21 protein-coding genes and 1 pseudogene are annotated in these 21,875 nt (G+C 41.4%); 8 read left to right on the forward strand and 14 right to left on the reverse strand.

What is annotated here, in order from left to right; translation table 11 throughout:
• Positions 1 to 72 precede the first annotated feature (72 nt).
• Both trmD and rimM read right to left on the reverse strand, forming a co-directional pair.
• Positions 73 to 771 carry a tRNA (guanosine(37)-N1)-methyltransferase TrmD gene (gene trmD, locus ACKC4Y_RS08140; protein WP_409361232.1) on the reverse strand — a complete coding sequence of 233 codons (699 nt, stop codon included), beginning with the start codon at positions 769 to 771 and terminating at the stop codon, positions 73 to 75.
• Between the two features lie 15 nt (positions 772 to 786).
• Positions 787 to 1,356, reverse strand: a complete 570-nt coding sequence (rimM, locus tag ACKC4Y_RS08145; RefSeq protein WP_409361233.1) for a ribosome maturation factor RimM — start codon at positions 1,354 to 1,356, stop codon at positions 787 to 789.
• 127 nt (positions 1,357 to 1,483) lie between these two features.
• Between rimM and ACKC4Y_RS08150 the strand changes: the two genes are divergently transcribed.
• The 3 genes and pseudogenes from ACKC4Y_RS08150 to ACKC4Y_RS08160 form a co-directional block, all read left to right on the forward strand.
• Entirely contained in the window at positions 1,484 to 2,305 is an 822-nt protein-coding gene (locus ACKC4Y_RS08150) for a SapC family protein (protein WP_409361234.1), read from the forward strand.
• A 2-nt stretch (positions 2,306 to 2,307) separates the two neighbouring features.
• Entirely contained in the window at positions 2,308 to 3,276 is a 969-nt protein-coding gene (locus tag ACKC4Y_RS08155; protein ID WP_409361235.1) for a tyrosine recombinase XerC, read from the forward strand.
• 187 nt (positions 3,277 to 3,463) lie between these two features.
• Positions 3,464 to 3,970: pseudogene (locus ACKC4Y_RS08160) on the forward strand (Arm DNA-binding domain-containing protein); the annotation flags it as partial.
• Positions 3,971 to 3,975: 5 nt separating this feature from the next.
• On the opposite strand, the gene ACKC4Y_RS08165 reads toward ACKC4Y_RS08160, so the two are convergent.
• Complete coding sequence (locus tag ACKC4Y_RS08165; protein WP_409361236.1) at positions 3,976 to 4,254, reverse strand: BolA family protein; 279 nt, start codon at positions 4,252 to 4,254, stop codon at positions 3,976 to 3,978.
• 120 nt (positions 4,255 to 4,374) lie between these two features.
• Here ACKC4Y_RS08165 and ACKC4Y_RS08170 point away from each other — a divergent pair, with 120 nt between their 5' ends.
• The 3 genes from ACKC4Y_RS08170 (at position 4,375) to cobT (ending at position 8,052) form a co-directional block, all read left to right on the forward strand.
• Positions 4,375 to 4,995, forward strand: coding sequence for a J domain-containing protein (locus tag ACKC4Y_RS08170; protein ID WP_409362174.1), 621 nt, complete (start codon positions 4,375 to 4,377; stop codon positions 4,993 to 4,995).
• Positions 4,996 to 5,161: 166 nt separating this feature from the next.
• Positions 5,162 to 6,148 (forward strand): cobaltochelatase subunit CobS, encoded by a 987-nt coding sequence (cobS, locus tag ACKC4Y_RS08175; protein ID WP_409361237.1) that lies wholly within the window; start codon positions 5,162 to 5,164, stop codon positions 6,146 to 6,148.
• Positions 6,149 to 6,162: 14 nt separating this feature from the next.
• Positions 6,163 to 8,052 (forward strand): cobaltochelatase subunit CobT, encoded by a 1,890-nt coding sequence (cobT, locus tag ACKC4Y_RS08180; protein WP_409361238.1) that lies wholly within the window; start codon positions 6,163 to 6,165, stop codon positions 8,050 to 8,052.
• A gap of 1,008 nt (positions 8,053 to 9,060) precedes the next feature.
• On the opposite strand, the gene ACKC4Y_RS08185 is transcribed toward cobT, so the two are convergent.
• Positions 9,061 to 9,741 carry a VUT family protein gene (locus ACKC4Y_RS08185; protein ID WP_409361239.1) on the reverse strand — a complete coding sequence of 227 codons (681 nt, stop codon included), beginning with the start codon at positions 9,739 to 9,741 and terminating at the stop codon, positions 9,061 to 9,063.
• Between the two features lie 114 nt (positions 9,742 to 9,855).
• On the reverse strand, positions 9,856 to 10,152 hold the full coding sequence (rpmB, locus tag ACKC4Y_RS08190) for a 50S ribosomal protein L28 (protein ID WP_409361240.1): 297 nt from the start codon (positions 10,150 to 10,152) through the stop codon (positions 9,856 to 9,858).
• 278 nt (positions 10,153 to 10,430) lie between these two features.
• On the opposite strand from rpmB, the gene ACKC4Y_RS08195 reads away from it, so the two are divergent.
• Positions 10,431 to 11,216 (forward strand): SURF1 family protein, encoded by a 786-nt coding sequence (locus ACKC4Y_RS08195; RefSeq protein WP_409361241.1) that lies wholly within the window; start codon positions 10,431 to 10,433, stop codon positions 11,214 to 11,216.
• A gap of 331 nt (positions 11,217 to 11,547) precedes the next feature.
• Here ACKC4Y_RS08195 and ACKC4Y_RS08200 read toward each other — a convergent pair whose 3' ends face one another.
• The 5 genes from ACKC4Y_RS08200 to htpX form a co-directional block, all read right to left on the reverse strand.
• Positions 11,548 to 11,700, reverse strand: a complete 153-nt coding sequence (locus tag ACKC4Y_RS08200) for a DUF1127 domain-containing protein (protein WP_409361242.1) — start codon at positions 11,698 to 11,700, stop codon at positions 11,548 to 11,550.
• A gap of 371 nt (positions 11,701 to 12,071) precedes the next feature.
• On the reverse strand, positions 12,072 to 13,688 hold the full coding sequence (gene purH, locus ACKC4Y_RS08205; protein ID WP_409361243.1) for a bifunctional phosphoribosylaminoimidazolecarboxamide formyltransferase/IMP cyclohydrolase: 1,617 nt from the start codon (positions 13,686 to 13,688) through the stop codon (positions 12,072 to 12,074).
• 158 nt (positions 13,689 to 13,846) lie between these two features.
• Positions 13,847 to 15,556 (reverse strand): heparinase II/III family protein, encoded by a 1,710-nt coding sequence (locus ACKC4Y_RS08210; RefSeq protein ID WP_409361244.1) that lies wholly within the window; start codon positions 15,554 to 15,556, stop codon positions 13,847 to 13,849.
• A gap of 64 nt (positions 15,557 to 15,620) precedes the next feature.
• The gene (locus ACKC4Y_RS08215; RefSeq protein WP_409361245.1) at positions 15,621 to 16,964 is read right to left on the reverse strand and encodes an RsmB/NOP family class I SAM-dependent RNA methyltransferase; all 1,344 of its coding nucleotides are present in this window, start codon (positions 16,962 to 16,964) and stop codon (positions 15,621 to 15,623) included.
• Between the two features lie 59 nt (positions 16,965 to 17,023).
• Positions 17,024 to 18,004 (reverse strand): zinc metalloprotease HtpX, encoded by a 981-nt coding sequence (htpX, locus tag ACKC4Y_RS08220; protein WP_409361246.1) that lies wholly within the window; start codon positions 18,002 to 18,004, stop codon positions 17,024 to 17,026.
• 83 nt (positions 18,005 to 18,087) lie between these two features.
• Between htpX and ACKC4Y_RS08225 the strand changes: the two genes are divergently transcribed.
• Entirely contained in the window at positions 18,088 to 18,303 is a 216-nt protein-coding gene (locus ACKC4Y_RS08225) for a DUF1674 domain-containing protein (protein WP_409361247.1), read from the forward strand.
• Between the two features lie 130 nt (positions 18,304 to 18,433).
• Here the strand turns inward: ACKC4Y_RS08225 and rpsP are convergent, their stop codons facing one another.
• From rpsP to ACKC4Y_RS08245, 4 genes are all read right to left on the reverse strand, one after another.
• Positions 18,434 to 18,796: a 30S ribosomal protein S16 gene (gene rpsP / locus ACKC4Y_RS08230; RefSeq protein WP_409361248.1), complete on the reverse strand. Its 363-nt coding sequence runs from the start codon at positions 18,794 to 18,796 to the stop codon at positions 18,434 to 18,436.
• A 16-nt stretch (positions 18,797 to 18,812) separates the two neighbouring features.
• A complete protein-coding gene (locus ACKC4Y_RS08235; RefSeq protein ID WP_409362175.1) occupies positions 18,813 to 19,142 on the reverse strand; it encodes a chorismate mutase in 330 nt (109 codons plus the stop codon).
• 24 nt (positions 19,143 to 19,166) lie between these two features.
• Positions 19,167 to 20,735: a signal recognition particle protein gene (ffh, locus tag ACKC4Y_RS08240; RefSeq protein WP_409362176.1), complete on the reverse strand. Its 1,569-nt coding sequence runs from the start codon at positions 20,733 to 20,735 to the stop codon at positions 19,167 to 19,169.
• A gap of 226 nt (positions 20,736 to 20,961) precedes the next feature.
• Positions 20,962 to 21,618 (reverse strand): carbonic anhydrase, encoded by a 657-nt coding sequence (locus tag ACKC4Y_RS08245; RefSeq protein ID WP_409361249.1) that lies wholly within the window; start codon positions 21,616 to 21,618, stop codon positions 20,962 to 20,964.
• Positions 21,619 to 21,875: the final 257 nt, after the last annotated feature.

Here is a 21,875-nt window from a genome sequence, read left to right on the forward strand (position 1 = left end):
AACTACAGAAAACCCTTTACAGGAAAACTTTCTAAAAAGAGAGCCATGCAATACACCACCTTACAACATGAATCAAGTTTTCTGACGATTTTTATCATAAAGAGCATAAAGATCGGGACGACGTTGACGTGTTAACAATTCAGCTTGCTGTTGACGCCAATCCGCAATAGCCTTGTGATGACCTGACGTCAACACGGGGGGAATACCACGCCCTTCAAAAACAGCAGGGCGCGTATACTGAGGGTGCTCAAGCAAACCATTCTCAAAACTTTCACACTTTCCAGAAATCTCATTGCCCATCACTCCAGGGAGAAGACGGACAATAGCATCCAAGAGAACCAATGCCGCCGTTTCTCCACCTGAAAGAATATAATCACCAATAGAAACTTCCTCCAATTCCCTTGCTTCTATGATTCGTTCATCGACGCCTTCAAAGCGTCCACAAATCAACGTCACTCCACAACCAAGCGCCAAAGAACGCGCATCAGCTTGATTAAAAAGTCGCCCACGTGGACTCATCAATAACCTTGGCGAATCATGTGGACAACTATCAAGTGCAGCCGCTAAAACATCTGCCCGCATCACCATACCAGCACCACCACCGGCCGGTGTATCATCAACGCTATGATGTTTATCCAAAGCAAAATCTCTAATCTGCACTGTATCTAGGGACCATATCCCTCGCTCTAAAGCTTGCCCTGCTAAAGAATAACCCAAACAACCCGGAAACATTTCAGGATAAAGTGTTAAAATGCGCGCTTGAAACTTCATTCTTTCATCCTCGTTTTAACCCAAGTCGTTTTCTATTTTATCTTGCTCCTCATTGCCAAACAAACCAGCTGCCACTGGATCAACAACAAGAAAACCAGAAGCAATGCAAATTTCCGGTACTGCTGCCTTACTAAAGGGAATAAGCACAGTTTTGCCCGTATCCAAACGCATTTCAAGCAAATCCCCTGCTCCGAAATTTAAAAAACCACTCACTTCCCCTAAGATTTGACCGGCATAATCTTGAACACGAAGCCCAATGAGATCAACTTGGTAAAATTCATCTTCCATCAAATCATCAAGCAATTGATCACGGACAACATAAAGGCGAATCCCTTTTAAAGCCTCAGCAGCATTGCGATCTTCAATTCCTTTAAAACGCACAATCGCATTACTTTTTTGCACGCGAAGAGTTACAATTTCATAAGAACATCCCCTATCATCGTAAAGGGTACCGTAAGTCTTTAAACGCTGTGGCTCAGCACTCAAGACTTTAACCCAAACATCCCCCTTTATGCCATGAGGTTGACCAATAATGGCAAGATAGACTTTATTTTTAAGCTTTTCTCTATTATATTCACATTTCATGTAAAATATCGTCTTCTAAAAACGAATCCCTCAATTTTGTAGCTTTCTATTAAACCTTGTTGCCATATAAAAATCTTCCAAAAAGACCTTTCTTGGTAACAAAACAAATTAATTAAGGAGAAATCTTATGGCAAATGTTATGCTTTTTTACAAAGATATCACCCCAATCAACAAAGTTTCCCATAAAAATTTAAAATTTGCTCCTCCAAGTGATATGTCTTTTGCCAAGGATACTCACTGGGTTCCTTTAGCAAGCAGTGAGTACTTTCAAGCAGCTCTCCATTATCCGATTTTGTTCATGTGCGCAGAAGATGAACAAAAGAAAAAGCATTATACATCTGCTGCTCTCGTAGGTCTTTCTAATGACGAAAATGATTACATCGCCTCTGATAAAAGTTGGCAAAAAGATACTTATGTTCCAGCCTTTGTTCGTCGCTATCCTTTTGTTCTTGCACAATTTAAAGATGAAAAAGAGCTTTCTGTTTGCTTTGACCAGCAATCAGGCATGTTTAATGAAGTTGCAGGCACTGAACTTTTCAATTCAGATGGATCTATTTCTCCTTTTATGGAAGAGCGTATTCGTTTTCTCGAAAGCTTTAAAATCGCTATGGAAAAAACCGCTGAATTTATTGATGCTCTTGTGGAGATAGACCTTTTGAGCCAAAAATCGATCAATGTAAAAAACGATAAAGGTCTTTCAGCGCAATTAGAACATTTCTGGGTTGTTGATGAAGAAAAACTAAATAAATTATCCGCACATCAGCTTGCCAAACTCCATAAAAATGGCTTTTTAGGGTTGATTTTTGCGCATCTTATGTCAACGAACAATCTTTTAAAAATACTCTCTCTGAAAGGTGAAAAACACATTACCAATCATGAAGAGCAACCACAAAAAAAGGATGACGACTCTAACAATGAAACAGTGAAAAAGAAAGAGACCCTCAACTAGAGATGCCCACACAAAATGACAGTAGAAAAGACAGAAAGAGACCTCTGATTCCAGCGGACCATGCTGTTTTAGCCGCAAGGAAAAGCTGGTTGGAGTGTCTTGTACAAATGCGTCGTATGGCTTCACACACAGCGCAAGCCTATGAACGGGATACACGGCAATTTTTGTTTTTTCTCTGTCAACATTTAGGGTGTGAGCCAACCTTCACTGATCTTGCCAATTTGCGCATCACAGACTTGCGTGCTTATTTGGCTCATCGTCGTACACACAACATAAGTGCCCGCTCTTTAAGTCGAGAAATGGCAGGTTTGCGCTCTTTTTTCCACTACTTATCCCGCGAGGGGATCGTCAGCATCCCTGCTGCTAAACTTATCCGAACCCCTAAACAGCCAAAATCGCTACCGAAATCTTTGGCAATAAAATCAGCACTGCATGTCGTTAAACAAGAGAATCAACAGGAAAGTGAACCATGGATAACTGCCCGCAATGCTGCTGTCTTAATGCTCCTTTATGGCTGTGGAATGCGAATATCAGAAGCCTTAAGCCTCACACCAGAACAATTTTCTGATCCTAACAAAACAAGTTTATTCGTAACCGGAAAAGGAGGGAAAACACGTCTTGTCCCTCTCATCAAAGTCGTTTACGAAACTGTACAGAATTATCTCAAATGTTGCCCATATCCTTTAGTGAACAAGCAACCAATGTTTCGCGGCGCTCGAGGTGGCCCTTTGCAGCCAGCCATTATTCAACGAGCTGTTCGGAATTTACGCGCTCACTTGGGGTTACCAGAAACTGCTACACCTCATACACTGCGCCATTCTTTTGCGACTCATCTTTTGTCACGCGGAGGAGATTTACGTACCATTCAAGAACTTCTCGGCCATGCTTGTCTTTCCACCACACAAGCTTATACCCATGTAGACACAGATCGCTTGTTGAAAATTTATCAAAAAGCACACCCCCGCGCCTAAAAGTTCGAAAATACAACACATTGATTGATAAAGATAACTCATCGTTTTGCAACTTGAATGAGAGACCCGAATATCATGAGATGCTCTCATTTCGAATCTGTTTATGGTGAATCAAACAAAACCATTCCTTTACATGTCATAAGCAAAGCTGGCGTGTGGGTAAAAACCGTTTAAGAAAGGAATAAAAATACCTCTTATGAATCGTTCCAATGCAAGTGCTGTCGCAACATTGGGAGCTAGCAAAGAGTATGAGGATTTCAGCTTACACTTTCACAAGCGTAAAGATGGTGGTGCTCAATAGCTTTACCGCTATACTCTTCACAAACGACATCGTGAAATAGGCTTAGGTGCCTTAAGAGATATCTCTTTAAAACAAGCACGTGAATGTGCAACACAATGGGCGTTCTGTTTTGCGTGAGGGGTGTAACTCTATTAAAAAACATGAGAAAAAAAGCATGAACCAATGCGTAATCTCCATGATTTAAAAGATATTGCTTTGGACACTTTAAAAAATCCTAAAACTGAATTAAAGAATAGTGGTAAAGATGGGAACTGATTTCTCCTCTTAAAATTTCATATTCTCCTAGGTTATTTACCTGTTTCAGAAATTAGCCAAACAGAGATACACAATATTCTTGCTCTGATTTGGCACACAAAAGCTGGAACTGCTAATACAACACCGATACGTCTTAATCCGCATTAAACAGATTCAATCTCGAGTGCTAAAGCATGAACACATGTCGCTAACTCTTTCTGTAAAACTTTATAAATTTCCCGATGTATCTCTATGCGTGTCATACCCGAAAAAGAAGAAGACAGAATTTTCACTCGGAAATGCGTTTCCCCTTTACCATCAAAAGCATGTTCATCATGACGATGACCCGCATGAAGATGACTCTCATTAATCACCTCAAGTCTCTGCGGATGAAAAGCTTCCTGAAGCTTCATCTTGATCGTTGTTTGAATCGTGGTAGACATTTTTATTCCTTCACAAAATGAACGCTACAATGAATATTTTCATTATCAAATAAGTGTGAAAATAAATTTTTCAAAAGTCAATTCTTGTCAAAGCAATCGATTTTGCATAAACCTAGAGATATGGCAATAACATCTAAATTATTCGACTCAATTCGAATCAGCTCAAATAAAAAGCAACAGGCTGAATCACAAGCACAACAGTGCCAATGGGAAGGCTGTGAAAAAGCAGGAACTCATAAAGCACCAGCAGGCCGCAATCACGAAGGGCAGTATCTGCATTTTTGTATTGATCACGTGCGTGCTTATAATAAAAATTTTAATTACTTCTCTGGCCTTAGCGATAAAGATATTGCAAAGTTCCAAAAAGATGCTCTCACAGGACATCGTCCAACATGGCCCACAGATCTCAGCAATGGCGTATCGAAAAAGACAGCCACTAACTATGCGAAAATTCGCTCTGGAACAGCTGCCTATCAAAACCGTATGCGTGATCCATTCAGTTTGTTCACGCAACGTCATTCAGCCAATACGTTCTCACGAAAGTTGAAACCCTTAGAAGCTAAAGCTTTTGATACATTAGGCTTGCAAGCAAATGCTTCAGCTGAAGATATCAAAACGAAATACAAGGAATTGGTCAAAAAACACCATCCTGACACCAATGGTGGCAATCGTTCTTCAGAAGAGCGCTTTCGCGATGTTCTGCACGCCTATAATTTATTAAAAAAATCCGGTTTGTGCTAAGGCGCCATACTTAATATGAGCCTTTCTCATCCAAATCATCATTGCTTTTTCAAGAGGTTACAAAACATAGAGTAAAGCACCTTTTATAGAGCATTGCATAAGCGCCCTAACTCCTGTATCGTTCTCTGACGAATGAAAATAAACAGCGTACTTTTTCCGAAAAACAATGACAAAAACGAAGCTTACAGCCGAAAACGTACCCGATATCACAGTCTCCGCTCGTGATCTGTTCAATATTGATACGGATATAAAAGTACCTGCTTTTAGCACAAAAAGTCCCCATGTTCCTGATTTAGATCCCAATTATCTTTTTGATCAACAAACCACGTTAGCGATTCTAGCAGGCTTTGCATTTAACCGCCGTGTTATGGTCTCCGGCTATCATGGAACGGGTAAATCAACACATGTTGAACAAATTGCTGCACGTCTTAACTGGCCCTGTATTCGAATTAATCTCGATAGTCACGTTAGCCGTATCGATCTTGTAGGAAAAGATGCTATTATTTTGCAAGATGGGCTTCAAATCACGGAATTTAAAGAGGGCATTTTACCATGGGCTTATCAAAACAATATTGCTCTTGTTTTCGATGAATATGATGCAGGCCGTCCCGATGTCATGTTTGTTATCCAACGCGTTCTTGAATCCTCTGGACGACTGAGCTTGCTTGATCAAAGCCGTGTCATTGCGCCTCATCCAGCATTTCGTCTTTTTGCAACCGCAAACACCATTGGTCTTGGTGATACGACAGGGCTTTATCATGGCACACAACAAATTAATCAAGCACAAATGGACCGCTGGTCTATTGTGACAATATTAAATTATTTACCGCATGATAAAGAAGTTGCTATTGTCTGTTCGAAAGTTAAATCCTTTCAAACAGCTGAAGGAAAAAAGACAATTTCAAAAATGGTGCATGTTGCTGATATGGTACGCCAAGCTTTCATCAATGGGGATCTTTCAACAGTCATGAGCCCGCGGACTGTTATTCATTGGGCAGAAAATACCACAATTTTTCAAGATGCTGGGTTTGCCTTTCGGTTAACCTTTCTCAATAAATGTGATGAACTCGAACGTGCCACTGTCGCAGAATTCTATCAACGTGCCTTTGGACAAGAGCTTTCCGAATCACTCATTCATGGTGTCTTGCCTTAAGGGATACGTCAATCATGGCCGCAAAGGTTGGCGACAATAATAAAAGTCCGAAAAACCACGCTTCCAACAGTACCCTTGATGCTGAAGCGTTTAAAAAAGCACTTTCCACCTGTATCCGTGCAATTGCAGGCACAAACAACCTTGAAGTTACCTTTAGCCACAACAGACCATCCCTGAGCGAAAATTATGCGCGCTTACCGGAACCACCACTACACGCAACAGACAAAGATATAATTGTCACCCGCGGACTAGGCGATTCCATGGCTTTGCGCAAAGCATGGCATGATAGCAACATCCACACGCGATTTGCTCCAATAGAATCAGAAGCACGCGCTGTGTTTGACGCTCTCGAACAAACACGTGTTGAAGCAATCGGCACTTTAGCTATGGAGGGAATGGCAAAAAATCTTGATAGTATGCTAGCTGATAAGTATCAAAGAGCGCATTATCAGAAGATTAGCACCCAAAGTGAAGCACCTATTCAAGAAGCGATTGCGCTTTTATTGCGTGAAAAAATAACAACGCGCCCTCCCCCAAAAGAAGCTGGACCTGTCTTAGAGTTATGGCGTCACGCAATTGAAGAAAAAGCCGCAGCAGAACTAAACGAGCTAACACATCATGTTCATAATCAATGCGCTTTCGCGCGGATTGTTCGTCAAATGCTTGTTACACTCAAAATGGCAGTCCAACTAGAAGAAGATTCTGAAAGCGCAAACACCAAAAAGTTAACAAACGGAAGTGAACCCCAAAACCAAACCGAAGAAGAGAGCGAAAACGAAAAACACACCCAAAGTGAAGAACAAACAACAACTGAACAAGAAAATGATGTGCAAGACGAAGGAAAAACGCAAGCAACAAAATCAAGCGATGACGATATAATAGAAGAAGAACAAGAGAGCGTTCGACAAGAAAAACCAAGCAAATCCAAACGCCTTCTAGCTCTTTCGGAACAGATGGAAAGACTTAGCAATTATAAAGTTTTCACCCGTCAATTTGACGAAGTTTTGGAAGCGACCGATTTTTGTTCTGAAAGCGAATTGGACCACCTACGCCATTGCCTTGATAAGCAAATCAATCATCTCCAAAGCATTGTTGGGCGCTTAGCAAACCGCCTACAGCGCCGTCTGATGGCACAACAAAATCGCAGTTGGCATTTTGATCTCGAGGAAGGATATCTCGATACAGCACGACTTACACGCCTTATTATTGATCCAACACAACCACTCTCTTTCAAAATGGAAACCAATACCCAATTTCGGGATACGGTTGTTTCACTTCTCATTGATAATTCAGGATCAATGCGCGGACGCCCGATTACTGTTGCGGCAAGTTGTGCGGATATTTTAGCGCAAACTCTTGAACGTTGCGGAGTTAAAGTTGAAATTTTGGGCTTTACCACTAAAACTTGGAAAGGGGGAAAATCACGCGAAAAATGGCTCAACCAAAACAAACCCCATAATCCTGGGCGCCTAAATGATTTGTGTCATATCATCTATAAAAGTGCCGATACACCGTGGCGTCGAGCAAGACGCAATTTAGGTTTGATGATGCAGGAAGGATTGCTGAAAGAAAATATCGATGGTGAAGCCCTCATTTGGGGGCATCAACGTCTTCTCTCACGACGCGAACAGCGTCGCATTCTCATGGTCATTTCTGATGGAGCACCTGTTGACGATTCAACACTATCCGTTAATTCCAGCAATTATCTTGAAAAACATTTACGCGCAGTGATTCAAGAAATCCAAACACATTCACCTATAGAACTCATTGCCATTGGAATTGGTCATGATGTCACACGCTATTATCAACGCGCTGTAACAATTATGAATGCTGAAGAACTAGCCGACGCTATAACAAAACAATTAGCAGCGCTTTTCAGTGATAACAAACCTCGTTCCTTATAAAAGATTTTAAGAAAAAGCCTCCAAAAAAGACTAAATTTAAATATTTGAAACATATGAAGTTACACAATACCTATAGCGACCATATCTCTCAAATTCTACACTAACGAAATACAATGTAAAATCTTCTCTATTTTAAGTACTGTGCATCTTATAATTTGAGATAAAATAAATTGTGAGAACGCTCCATTTGTAAAGAATAGGCGTGTTGCTAGAATGAAGTATGACATAAAGTGCAGAGAGTTGGCAAAAATTTTACCCTTTATCGAAGAAAAGTTTCTAGAATACGCATGACAACCCAAAACCTTACCGTCGTTTGAAGGCATTCATGGTGTTAAAAATGGAAGCTTAATGGTGAGGAGCTCCATTTACCTTAGGCAAATAACCTAGTACTCTTAAACCTTATAAATCCTAGTGTAAGAAAGGGATCTCACATCCGATTTTCAAACAGCTTATAAAAAACTATGGAGTATGAGAGTAAAGCTGTAAAGATTGATACCACCTTTGTTCTAGTTCATTCCTGTACCAAATTTATAGAGATCAGCATAAAAGAGAAACGTTAAAAAGAAACAGAAAAATTTGCCACAAAGAGTCATGCTGTAGTGAATTTCCTAAGGAAAATCTTTACGCTTTCTTTTCACTCTGGAAAATTAGAGTACTATGACTCAAACACCTTCGCTTATTGAAGGAGATGAAAATACACAAAGTGAAGTATGCTCATAAAGATTCTATCCAAACGCACAAAGAGTTGGGATGAGAAAACAAAATCGCCTCTCTACCCTTTTCTTTTTCTCAAACAAGAAAACACAGCAAAACAATGATGAACGCTTTTAAAAGCGCCACGCTATCGAGAGCTTCTTCAAGAGAACCAATCACTTCAGATGTATCTTCTAGCAATTGGATAAAAAAGCTTCTTTTTATGGGATTGCTAGCCTACTCTTTAATCATCACACAATGAGAAAATGAGCCATACTAAACCTTGGGAACACAAGAGAATAATAGTGTTATCCGTTACAAATCAAATTGCGAATGACCCTTTGGCGTATTCGAGTAAAGAGGGATCTTCAAACTGCTAAGAATCGTTCCATAGGGAATCAGCATAAACAAACTCATAACAATTTTTACCAAAAAATCGCCAAAAGCAAGCGAGAACCAAACCGGAATCTCAAGTCCAAAGAAAACTGTACTCTCCACAAGTGAGCTATTAGCGTAACCTGTCACCTGATCGATAAAAGCAAAAGAGCTAGAAAAAGCAAGAGCAAAAAACAAAACTGTATCCAAGGCTGAGCCAACAAACGCTGCTGCTAAAGGAGCTTTCCACCATGTTTTACGCCGTAAAGGAGTAAAAACAACAATATCGATAAGTTGCCCAAATAAAAATGCTAAACTAGAAGCAACTGCAAGCCGTGGAGTAGCCAAAATCCAAGAAACAAAAACACCCGCAAAAAAACCAACATAAACCACACGTCGCGCTGCAGCTGGACCATAGAAACGATTGGTCAAATCATTAATCAAGAAAGAAAATGGATAGGTAAAAGCACCATAGGTCAAAATCTCATTTAAATCCAACCAGTAAACGGGATATTGAACCAGAATATTAGAAGCAGTCACAGCAAAGCACATTGCAAAGACAGAAAAGGCAATATACCTTCTCTTTTGCTGTTCGAACAGAAAACCATGCACTGAAGACATTTCTTAACCTAGGATATGCAACCAATCACATGCAATGATCAAAAAGCTAAAAGCCAAACAACAGCGCCACTTAAATGGGAGCAAACAATCCAGCTTGATGACAAACAAAGACGGCTACGCAGCTGCTTGTTCAGCCTTTTTCTTAACAATCTGACGTTTTAACAAACGTGCACGTTGCGACAATTCCTTATCATCGGATTTCACTAAAAAGCCGTCAAGACCACCGCGGTGCTCAACAGAACGCAGAGCGCTGGCCGAAACGCGCAAACGGTAACTTTGCTGTAACACTTCCGAAATCAATGTCACATTGCAAAGATTTGGTAAAAAACGACGGCGGGTCTTATTATTTGCATGACTAACATTATTGCCATACTGAACCGTTTTCCCTGTCAATTCGCAGGCACGAGACATAAACTTCACCTTTAAACTCTAAGAAACTCTCAAATCCCAATCCCAGCAAAACAAAATGAGTGCAAAAAACACACCATACCGCCTTGAGCAGATATTACTAGGAAGTTGTGTTTTAATAGGGTCTTGATAACAAAAGGTCAAGTCTTTTGTAAAGCCTTTTGCATTCCTTGTTGCTAATTCTTTTAATTTTTTCCTTAAACCAAGGCATACAAAATGTTTTTTTTAACGCTTAACCATGCTAAAGGATATACACCCATGCTGTAAAGGAAGCATTAATCATGAGCAAAACAGACCACTCCATGACAGAGCTTCAAAAAACACACATACGATTTTCTTCTCTTCTGTTCGGTATTTTATGTGTGTGTTTTTTTCTTCTCTTCAGTGCACTAGGTGTTTGGCAAATACAACGATTAAACTGGAAAACCAATCTTATCACCAGCGCTCATCAACGTATTCATTTGCCCCCCATCAAAGCCCCCCCCAAAAATCAATGGGAGCAAGTTACTTTTGAGAAAGATGAGTATCGACCTGTCATCATCACAGGAAAATTATTGATCGATAAAAATATTTTGGTCACTGCTGTTGCTCAAGAAACCACCGGCTATTGGGTTTTAACCCCTTTACAAACAGCGGATAATGCACTGACCTTTATAAATCGTGGTTTTATCCCCATGGACGCGCGCAACAACTTTCAAAATCCAAAACAATCACACACGAATGACTCACTTTATCAAGATTCTTCTACAAACACAGAGCAAACCACAATTATAGGTTTATTGCGAATGAGCGAAAAAAATGGCTTTTTTCCACGTAAAAATAACCCTGATAATGATCTATGGTATACACGTGATCTTCCCACTATGGCACAAAAACTTGGTCTCTCGACTGTTGCTCCTTATTTCATTGATGCGGAGAAAAAAACAGCCACGCAAAAAGATCTCCCCATTGCTGGTCTCACTGTTGTACACTTCCGAAACAATCATCTTGTCTATGCTATTACGTGGTTTATCTTGGCAGCGGGCATCTTAGGTGCCTCTCTTGTTTTGCTACAACAAAAAAAATAAAATGAACTTAATACCACTTGTTCTTTATGAAGAAAAATTCCGGCTTCAGATTTATGATGTTTGAAATGAAAAAAGACGTAAGACCAAAACACTCTTACCTCTTTGTGAAAGGGATAAGCATTTCACTTTAATAAACACTTACCTTCTCACAAGGTCTATCAAGTTATCATAGCAAAAATACCGCATACTTGACTGCTTTCAAAAACAACAGCAAGCTTAGCAAAAGATATATATCCCTATTCTTGCAATAGCTTACTCACCTAGAATACAGCCACATAAAAGCCCACCCTAGATTACAACTTACAATAAAATATGCCCGTGCATTCAAAAATTAACGAGACCTACGCGAAAAATGTCGCGCAACCGAATCAATATCGCCCCGATTAATACCAAGATCATTGAGTTCATAAGTTGAAAGATGACTTAACGCATTAACTGTCCGGCGATAACGACGCCAATTACTATAGGAACGCAGAATATTCATAACTTTTACTCAAACCTTATGTTACACCTCATAAGACATAATGATAGAGCAAATTACAAAAAAGAGTTGTGCTATAACTGCATAACTGGCATGCATTTACAACACAAAAAACGTATCTTGTTCAAACAGAAACTACCACCTCAATGCGAAAGCAGTAGCAACACTGGAAGCTGACAAATAGTGTCACGGGCGCCAGCTTGCATTTCATAAACGTAAAGGTAGCTGTACACAATGAATCGTGCATTACCGTTCCATAGACAGGAATCATGAAATGAACTTAAGAGCAACCAAATATGTCCTTCTTAAAGCAGGTACGTGTTAGCTGTGCCACGGTGTGCTCTTGTTCAAGAGAACCAACCACCACGAAATTGTTAATGACGAAAATGCCGCACACCCGTAAAAACCATTGCCAAACCATGCGCATCCGCTGCAGCAATGACCTCTTCATCACGCATGGATCCGCCCGGCTGAATAATCGCCGTTGCACCCGCTTCAGCAGCTGCCAATAGACCATCTGCAAAAGGAAAAAATGCATCCGATGCTACCACCGACCCTTTTGTGAGAGATTCTGTTAAACCTGCTCTCTGTGCACTTTCTTCAGCCTTACGCGCAGCAATTTTAGCTGAATCAATCCGGCTCATTTGGCCGGCGCCAATTCCAACTGTTGCACTATTTTTTGCATAAACAATAGCATTTGATTTGACATGTTTAGCAACCCGAAAAGCAAATTGAAGATCACGCATTTCATCTTGGCTTGGTGCCCGCTTTGTCACCACTTGCAGTTTGAGATCATCAACAACCATATTATCACGCGACTGGACTAAAATTCCGCCCGCAAGTGTTTTGGCAAGAAGACCTCCACAACGTAGATCAGGTAAACCACCTGTTATCAACAAACGAAGATTTTTTTTCTTCGCAATGATTTCCCGCGCACCCATTGTTGCATCAGGAGCAATAATCACTTCCGTGAAAATTTTGATAATTTCTTCGGCACATTCTTCATCAAGAGGTTGATTTAAAGCGATAATCCCACCAAATGCCGACACATTATCACACAGAAGAGCCTTCAAATAAGCCTCTTTTAAACTCTGCCCTTCTGCAACACCACAAGGATTGGCATGTTTAATAAGAGCAACAGCAGCAGTTCTTTTGGGATCAAATTCTGCCACAAGTTCAAATGCTGCATCTGTATCATTCATATTGTTATAAGAAAGTGCCTTACCTTGCAAAAGTTTGGCTGTTGCAACACCAAAACGTTTCTCACTATTGCGATAAAATGCCGCCTGTTGATGCGGATTTTCCCCATAGCGCATAACGCTTGCAAGATGACCAGAAAAGCTCTGCCAAGATGGTGTTTCAATCTTTAAATCCTTTGCAAACCACGTCGCTATCGCCGCATCATAAGCAGCAGTGTGTGCAAAAGCGCGCATTGCTAATTGGCGTCGCACAGACAAGCTTAAACACCCATCATGCTGCTTTAATTCAGCGAGAACCAAATCATAGTCACTCACTGCTGTTACAACACCGGTATAAGCATGATTCTTTGCCGCCGCACGAATCATTGCCGGTCCACCAACATCAATATTTTCAAGAATGGTTTGTCCATCAGCACCAGATTGGGAAGTCTCTTCAAAAGGATAAAGATTCACCACCAGAAGATCGATTCCATGAATACCATGCTTTTCCATAGAATCCCTATGGCTAGGATCCTGTCTTACGCCCAAAAGAGCACCATGAATCAAAGGATGAAGTGTTTTGACACGCCCATCCATTATTTCTGGAAACCCTGTAACTTCAGCAACATCTTTTACCACTAAACCAGCAGCCATTAAGGCTTTCGCTGTTCCTCCTGTTGAAATCAATTCAACACCGTAAGCGTGAAGCGCTTGTGCAAACGCAACCAAACCTGTTTTATCAGACACGGAAAGAAGAACACGACGAACCCGATGAAGATCAGGTATGGGAAAATTTTTCGCAACAACACCCATAACAGAAAACCTAAAAATAAAATGGTTAAAATTCAAGAAAAACGAGTTTAATACAATTATAGCACACGCCTTTATCAAAATATACCGAAAGGATAGAATGCTTTTCTTTTAACACACAAAGAACAACTCTCGCTTTATCGATATTATAAAGAAGTGCATCATTGCTCCAATTGACGACGCGTAAAGCGCCAACGAACTTTTTCTTGAAATGCAGGGCGAAAATACAAAACAATCTGTTGTGTACGTTGCGGACCTGTTAATCCAGTAAAATCAATTGAATCTTCAAGACAAATATCAGCGTCAGGTGATATAAAATACCACTCTTGACCATCTCCTACGGCTAAACGTACACAACTGCCATCAAAATTGACCTCAACTTGCGGATGAAGATGAAACCGAACGGCAACAGTATTCTGTTCATTTTGTCCTGCCTTATGTCTCTTTGATTGACTTTTATGTGGCATAAAAAAACGATCAAAACCTTCAATCATTGAACCATTTGTCGCTAAAATAAGACCGCGTTCGTGAACAATATTAAAAGGCCGCACATAACCATTATGGCTCGCAATAAAACCAGTCTTCTCTGAATCATCTATACGCCGCACTTTAACATCCGTTGCTCCCTCAAGTAAAAAGGAAGCCCCACGGCTCTTTTTTTTACGAAAAACGCCTACCGAACAATCATTAACCGTTGCCGTTGAATGTGCTGCGGTGACACGCCCGAAATGTCGATACTTCTCACTCCCATAAGGATTAACACCCGTATTGATAATAAAGCGGCTCCCTTGAGAAGACATTTCAAAAGACAAACACCCCGAACAAGCATGCTCCGCAGCAAAACGTGGTGGAAAGGGGCCTGTATCTGCAAGGACTGTCGTTCGATTGGCTTGTAAACGCTGAAACCCTGAATAACGTGCATAACTAAAAGGATGCCCCACCGTTTCATCAAGATCTAAAACTGCCGATAAACGTTCAGGAACAAGAGGTCCAACCCCATTAAAATGAGCCAATGTTTGATCTTCATGGATAAAAAATCGCAAAGCAGGCAACATACGTTCAACAGAATCAATAAGAATACGCGGCGCTGTTTCATTGCTATGCATAAAAAGATGACGTAATGATAATAAATCTGATAATAAATTAAGCAAGATGAGAGGACTACGCGAAATATGTCCACCATCGACCAAAATCTGACGCGAAAGCTCCTCTGTAAGAGTGGTTTGCGCCTTTTTCTTCATTGCCGCAGACACAGGCAAAGCGAGAGATGCAAATGTCAAAGCTACTGCTGCATGTAAGCGCTGATCATCGTGTTCCATACCGCAAATCGCTATGCGTAAATAACGAAATTGGAAACCAAGCGCACGCAAAAAACGCTTTTCAAACCGCTCACTTGCCCCCTCCAACAACATTTTCGAATGACAAATCCACGAAATCAAACGCCGTGCCACAACCGGCCCACTCCAAGGCAATCCTTTTACTTTCTTACCACACTGATCAAGCCAATCCTCCAAGAGCGCACGTGCATGCGCTGCTGCCAAATTACTGTCTGCTGCCGTCATATGTCGCAACCAATGAAAATCATGCAAAGCTGCTTCCCATTCTGACGTTGGTGAAACTAATGAAAAAGGTGAAACAGCGCCAGAATGAACAATATGTCCAGCAAAAGCAAAACGACCGTGGTAAAATTCATGCGCCATCATCGGATCAGCTAAGTGCAAATCAATAGGGTGCGCTAAAATTTTATGAGGACGAAACCCCGAAAATCGCCAACGAAACAGGGGGCCAACTGATAAACGCCGTATAAATTGGTGTATCATATACACGAAGTCCGACGCCTTTACCTGAGAACCTTTTACCGCAATCGCCACAATCTCATCTCCGTACGTACCGAATCGTGTACAATTTCAGCCATTTTAGTAAATGAACCGTTAATCAAACGACTTTTCGGAAACGCGCTGCAAAAAAACCATCCATTCCTAACAACATTTTTTTCTCGGCATCAAAGTTTTTATGACAAAAATCAGCAGGCGTTGTGCGCAAAGTCCCCGTAGAAGACAGCAAATGCGCCAGTGCTCCCATCTCCTCTTTACAAATAGGCTCTAAAACAATGTCACCACACGCCGATAAAATTTTCTCAACAAGATCTTCACCTTCTTCTCTTGCCAACGAACAATTAGAAAAAACAATACGCCCATCCTTTTTCACCAAAGCAATTGCCGCCAAAAGCAAATCATATTGCAATGCAGCAAGTTTGACGACATCGTCCATCGATTTCGTCCATAAGATATCTGGATGACGACGTATCGTTCCTGTAGAAGAACAAGGAGCATCAAGAAGAACAGCATCAAAAAGCTGATCGGGATGAAAATTTCTCACATCCCCCTGCCAAGTACGGACTGAAAAATGAAGCCGCTCCATATTTTCATTTAAACGTTTTAACCGATTAGCGGACATATCAACAGCTGTCACATCAGCTCCTTGCAAAGCAAGTTGCGCCGTTTTTCCCCCAGGGCTCGCACAAAGATCAGCAACCCGTTTGCCACGAATATTCCCAAGTAAACAAGCAGGCAATGCTGCTGCAAAATCCTGAACCCACCAAGCCCCTTGCCTATACCCTGGTAAATCAGAAACAGCACAATCTAAATTGCTCAGTCGAACGGAATCATTGGGCAAAGCAACACCTCCAAGACGTTTAGCCCATCCAACACTATCAGATTTAACAGTTAAATCGAGAGGTGGTTCAACACTTTGAATTGCCAAAATCTGATCAGCCTTTTTTGCTCCATAGGTTGACACTAACAGCTGTCCAAACCACGCTGGAACCCCTTCAATGACAGGCGCTTGCTGACGTAACACACCCGCCTCACGTGCAACATTACGTAAAAGAGCATTCACCACTCCTGAAAAGCGACGAAGACGGGGATCAATTTTAGCCACACGCACGGCTAAATCAATCGTAGCATGATCGGGGATATCAAGATAAAGAATTTGTGCTGCACTGATATGCAAAAGATGCTGAAGTGAAAATGCTTGTGAAGGCAACGGTCGTGATAAAAAGCGCGATAAAGCAGCTGAAATCTGCCCCCGATGACGCAACGCCGCTGCCAAAATGGCTCGGCACAACAAACGATCTCTATGCGAAAGCCCTAAATACTGTGGATGCCCATGCTCATTATCCGTCAAACCAGACAGAGATGCGTGCTTATCAAGCACCGCCCCTAAAAGACGAACACACACCTGCCGTATAGCTAATCCAGGAACATGCTTTTCGGACATACGCCCCACTTTCACGCGTTTCAATACAACACCCTGATACCTTTGCTCCCTAAAGAGCTTTATGATCGAGATTTCTTTGAATCTTCATAACGAAGCCAAGAAGGACGCTTTGTGACTCGTTGAAAAGCATTTTTTTTATGCAAACCACCCTCCTCATTCCATCCCATATTTTTGACCATTTCTCCCTTCATCTCTTCCGCCTGCCGATAAAGAGCAGCAATACGATTCTCCGTCGCCGGATGCGTAGAAAAAAGGCTATCAGCTCCCTCACCGCTCAAGGGATTAATAATAAACATATGTGCTGTTGCAGGATTATGCTCTGCTTCTTCATTGTATTGCGCGCGTCCACCGCCCGCAATTTTACGCAACGCTGAAGCCAACCATAAGGGATTACCACATATTTCAGCACCCCGCCGATCAGCAGCATACTCACGCGTACGGCTAATAGCCATTTGCACCAGCATCGCTGCAAAAGGTGCAACCAACACAGCAATGATACTCCCAATCGCCCCAGCGCCATGAGAATGTTCTGAAGAATTACGCTGTCCCCCCATAAAAAAAGCAAAATTGCCAAGCATCGAAATTGCTCCAGCAATTGTTGCTGTCAGCGTCATTGTTAAAGTATCACGATGCTCAATATGGGCTAACTCATGCGCCATAACGCCTGCAATTTCCTCTGCACTCAACTGCTCTAACAATCCGGTACTTGCAGCAACGGCTGCATTCTGAGGATTACGTCCCGTAGCAAAAGCATTTGGCTGTGCACTCTCAATAATGTAAACTTTTGGTTGAGGAAGAGAAGCTTTTCGAGCTAAATTACTTACAATCTGATAATAAACGGGTGATGAATTGTGATCAACTTCACGTGCACCGTACATGCGTAAAACAATTTTATCCGAATTCCAATAAGAAAAAAAGTTTAAACCACTCGCTATCAAAAGTGCAATGATCATGCCATTGCCCCCTCCAATCAGAAAACCAACTCCCATAAAAAGAGCGGTCATAAAAGCCAAAAGCATGGCCGTACGCACTATGTTCATTACTCAAAAAACTCCATGATAAAAATCAATCAATACTATATGATGGGGTTTTCTTTCTGCTTCTTCAATGGGATAAGGTTAAAATGAATAAAAAAGACGAGAAAATAAGCAAACAAAAAGCAACGGTTTATAAACCGCAATCTCTCTCTCCCGCAGCACAACGCGCCCTCCATGAAGCTGAAGAAAGGCGTAAACATGAAAAAAACGAAGATAAACCTTTAGAAAATGGAGGACGCGGCGGCAAAGACCCTTCACGCTATGGAGATTGGGAAATTAAAGGCCGCGCCATTGATTTTTGAAAGTCTCACGTCGATTCTTTTAAAAATCAACCACCCTCTCAAGAAGATCTGTTTTTGTCGATAAAAACGGAAGGTGGCTGTATTTTCTATTAAAAACTTCAAAATACGCTCAATTATGTTTTCAGAGTAATCACGCCTCTGCTGAAGAAGCAGCTGCTTCTTCAGCAGCTTGTTTTGCAGCAGCTATACGCTCTTGTGCTTTTTTGCCAGGCTCACCTTTTTGTGGATTATTGCGAACCGAGCGCTTTTTCAAACCAGCAGCATCCAAAAACCGTAAAACACGATCTGTTGGCTGTGCCCCTTGACCAAGCCAATACTGGATACGTTCTTCATTAAGTTTTACACGCGGTCCATCTTTAGGCAACATTGGGTCCCATGCACCAACACGTTCAAGAAACCGCCCGTCGCGCGGACTACGAACATCCGCGACAACAATATGATAATAAGGACGCTTTTTTGAACCTCCGCGGGACAAACGAATTTTTAATGCCATATTTTATCTCCTATAATCAACTCTGGCTTTCGTTTAAAATTACTTGTTTTGTTTTTTGCTCTTCAGCAATAACTTCATGGTTATGTACAACTTCTTTAATGATAAATTTTAAAAATCTTTCTGCAAAATCGGGATCAAGATGACTGTCTATAGCCAATTGCCGCAAACGTGCTACCTGATGTTGCTCACGTACAGGATCTACTGTAGGTAAATCATAACGCGCCTTTAAGTGTCCAACAGCATCCGTACAACGAAAACGCTCTGCCAAAACATGAATCAAGATTGCATCAAAATTATCAATGGACGCTCGTAAATACGCTAATTCGTCCAATATTTTTTCCTGCATCATACTTCCTTCCCTCTTTACATCTTATTTTTTCTTGGGACGCTGAGGAAAATTTCCCCTATCGGCAATGCCATTGGAAAGACCAGGAAATGTAAGTCCACGGCTTGGGAGACCAGGTAAAACCTTCCCTCCATTACCACTCTCAATTTGCTTTTGAAGTGTTGAGAGCTGCTTTGGATCAAACCCTGATAAATCGGGAAGTGTTGCAGAATCTCCGCCAACGGCTCCCATACCACCAAGCCCCATTTTGGCGCCAAGTCCTCCCAACATTTTTCCCATCAAACCGCCTTTTCCCTTACCTCCTATGGCTTTCACCATATCAGCCATTTGGCGATGCATTTTCAAAAGCTTATTAATATCAGCAGCACTCGTACCAGAGCCCTTAGCAATCCGTTGTTTACGGCTATGTTTCAAAATTTCAGGATTAGCACGCTCAAGAGGAGTCATTGACGAAATAATAGCCAATTGACGATTAAACAAACGGTCATCAAGTCCCGCGGCAGCAATCTGATCTTTTACCTTACTAAAACCCGGTAGCATTCCCATAATGCCACCCATTCCCCCAAGTTTTTTCATTTTCTGCAATTGTTCTGCCAAGTCATTGAGATCAAATTTTCCAGCCTGCATTTTTTTTGCAAAAGCAGCTGCTTTCTCATGATCCATTGTTTCAGCAGCTTTTTCCACCAAAGAAACAATATCGCCCATTCCGAGAATACGATCAGCAATACGACTGGGATGAAACTCTTCTAAAGCATCTATTTTTTCACCGGTCCCGATTGCTTTAATCGGCTTTCCCGTAACAGCTCGCATTGAGAGAGCAGCACCACCGCGCCCATCACTATCCATCCGTGTTAAAATAATTCCTGTAATTCCCACACGCTCATCAAAAGAACGGGCGAGATGAACAGCATCTTGACCGGTAAGACTATCAGCAACAAGCATAACTTCATGGGGAAGGGAACACGCTTTAATCTCAGCCAACTCAAGCATCAAAGCTTCATCGATATGGTTACGACCTGCCGTATCAAGAATCAGCACATCATAACCACCTAATTTGGCTGCTTGTACCGCACGTGTTGCGATATCAACGGGAGACTGACCGGCAATAATAGGTAAACTCGCAAGTTGTGCCTGTTCTCCTAATTGACGTATTTGTTCCTGTGCAGCAGGACGGCGTGTATCTAGTGACGCCATGAGAACTTTTTTATTATGTTTGTCAGTGAAACGTTTTGCAAGCTTTGCTGTTGTGGTTGTTTTTCCAGAACCCTGCAAGCCAATCATCATCATAACAACGGGCGCTGGTGCGTTTAAATCACTCAGAGCACCTTCATCACCAAGAACATGAACCAGTTCGTCATGAACAATCTTAACAACCATCTGTCCAGGTTTAATTGATTTAACAATTTCCGCTCCAACAGCTTTTTCACGAACCCTATCGGTAAAAGAACGCGCGACATCAAGTGCAACATCAGCCTCTAACAAAGCACGACGAATTTCGCGTAGCGCCTCTGCCACATCCTGATCCGACAAAGCACCACGCCCTGTCAAATGAGACAGTATGGAGCCAAGCCGCTCTTGTAAGGATTCAAACATCATCTACCTCATTGCTGCATAACAAACAAACCAAAATGGCATCCGAGAACGCATCGCGCCGTCGGATGTTGACCTCTGAGATCTCTTTATACCCTTAAAACGGGGTCTCAGTCGGTGGCTCCAAGTTAATTTTGTCACTGAAAGCTTTCCCTTTCAAACAATAAAACCCCCCTTTTGTCAAGATTTATCATACAAGACCTTTCACACGAAGCAAAATAAGCAAATGTTACACTTCAAAATTCCCAACCTCAACACGTATAAAATGACCTGTTTCTTGTTCGATAGTCCACAATTCACCGCTTGAAATATCAAACCAAGCCCCGTGCAACGTCAAAATACCCTGGTCTTTGCGCACCTTTATCCAAGGAAATGTCTCTAAATTTTTCAGCGAATGACAAATAGAAAGTTGCTCTAATGTGGTCTGCTGCTCTTGGACAGTCAATGCTTTATTGTTAACGACTGTTTTTGCTGCTGGTACCAAAAGATTTATCCATTGACCAATAAAATCATCTGATGTTAAAGACTTACATGTCTCCTTAAGGGCAGTACTCACTCCCCCACAATGCGCATGGCCCAAAACGACAATATGCTTAACCTCAAGCAATTGTACTGCGTATTCAAGAGCTGCTGATGTAGCATGATATTGCCTATCAGGAGAAAAAGGGGGAACCAAATTTGCCACATTGCGCAACACAAAAATTTCACCTGGTTTAGCATTAAAAATTGTTTCTGGTACTGCCCGTGAATCACAACAAGCGATTACTAAAACTTCAGGTTTTTGCCCTTCATCCGCCAATTGCTGATAACGTGCTGTTTTGTATGAAAAATGATTTTTTATAAAAGTCTGGTAACCGTTTAAAAGTCTTTCTGGTAAACGCGTCATTCTCTAGATTTACTTTCACTTTGTCTATTTTTTAAGAACAGATTATTAACATATAAAAATACTAAAAATATCTTTTCATCGACATAAGCTATCTCCTGAGAATAGTAAATAATTACTGTAAAACAGAAGAAACAGTTTTATCATAACCAAATAAAGAGGCTATTCTCGTTAGCAAGAAGATGTTACACTGTGAGAAATGATATGGTGGTCTGCTCTACTGAAGAAAAGACCCCTAAGAGCAGAAAAGGGAAGGTTAT

This window comes from Bartonella heixiaziensis, assembly GCF_046245125.2.
Lineage (GTDB): Bacteria > Pseudomonadota > Alphaproteobacteria > Rhizobiales > Rhizobiaceae > Bartonella > Bartonella heixiaziensis.

Excerpts from the sequence above, each read along its gene's own strand:
- trmD (WP_409361232.1), bottom strand. The coding sequence starts at position 771 with ATGAAGTTTCAAGCGCGCATTTTAACACTTTATCCTGAAATGTTTCCG.
- rimM (WP_409361233.1), bottom strand. The coding sequence starts at position 1,356 with ATGAAATGTGAATATAATAGAGAAAAGCTTAAAAATAAAGTCTATCTT.
- ACKC4Y_RS08150 (WP_409361234.1), top strand. The coding sequence starts at position 1,484 with ATGGCAAATGTTATGCTTTTTTACAAAGATATCACCCCAATCAACAAA.
- ACKC4Y_RS08155 (WP_409361235.1), top strand. The coding sequence starts at position 2,308 with ATGCCCACACAAAATGACAGTAGAAAAGACAGAAAGAGACCTCTGATT.
- ACKC4Y_RS08165 (WP_409361236.1), bottom strand. The coding sequence starts at position 4,254 with ATGTCTACCACGATTCAAACAACGATCAAGATGAAGCTTCAGGAAGCT.
- ACKC4Y_RS08170 (WP_409362174.1), top strand. The coding sequence starts at position 4,375 with ATGGCAATAACATCTAAATTATTCGACTCAATTCGAATCAGCTCAAAT.
- cobS (WP_409361237.1), top strand. The coding sequence starts at position 5,162 with ATGACAAAAACGAAGCTTACAGCCGAAAACGTACCCGATATCACAGTC.
- cobT (WP_409361238.1), top strand. The coding sequence starts at position 6,163 with ATGGCCGCAAAGGTTGGCGACAATAATAAAAGTCCGAAAAACCACGCT.
- ACKC4Y_RS08185 (WP_409361239.1), bottom strand. The coding sequence starts at position 9,741 with ATGTCTTCAGTGCATGGTTTTCTGTTCGAACAGCAAAAGAGAAGGTAT.
- rpmB (WP_409361240.1), bottom strand. The coding sequence starts at position 10,152 with ATGTCTCGTGCCTGCGAATTGACAGGGAAAACGGTTCAGTATGGCAAT.
- ACKC4Y_RS08195 (WP_409361241.1), top strand. The coding sequence starts at position 10,431 with ATGAGCAAAACAGACCACTCCATGACAGAGCTTCAAAAAACACACATA.
- ACKC4Y_RS08200 (WP_409361242.1), bottom strand. The coding sequence starts at position 11,700 with ATGAATATTCTGCGTTCCTATAGTAATTGGCGTCGTTATCGCCGGACA.
- purH (WP_409361243.1), bottom strand. The coding sequence starts at position 13,688 with ATGGGTGTTGTTGCGAAAAATTTTCCCATACCTGATCTTCATCGGGTT.
- ACKC4Y_RS08215 (WP_409361245.1), bottom strand. The coding sequence starts at position 16,964 with ATGTCCGAAAAGCATGTTCCTGGATTAGCTATACGGCAGGTGTGTGTT.
- htpX (WP_409361246.1), bottom strand. The coding sequence starts at position 18,004 with ATGAACATAGTGCGTACGGCCATGCTTTTGGCTTTTATGACCGCTCTT.
- ACKC4Y_RS08225 (WP_409361247.1), top strand. The coding sequence starts at position 18,088 with ATGAATAAAAAAGACGAGAAAATAAGCAAACAAAAAGCAACGGTTTAT.
- rpsP (WP_409361248.1), bottom strand. The coding sequence starts at position 18,796 with ATGGCATTAAAAATTCGTTTGTCCCGCGGAGGTTCAAAAAAGCGTCCT.
- ACKC4Y_RS08235 (WP_409362175.1), bottom strand. The coding sequence starts at position 19,142 with ATGCAGGAAAAAATATTGGACGAATTAGCGTATTTACGAGCGTCCATT.
- ffh (WP_409362176.1), bottom strand. The coding sequence starts at position 20,735 with ATGTTTGAATCCTTACAAGAGCGGCTTGGCTCCATACTGTCTCATTTG.
- ACKC4Y_RS08245 (WP_409361249.1), bottom strand. The coding sequence starts at position 21,618 with ATGACGCGTTTACCAGAAAGACTTTTAAACGGTTACCAGACTTTTATA.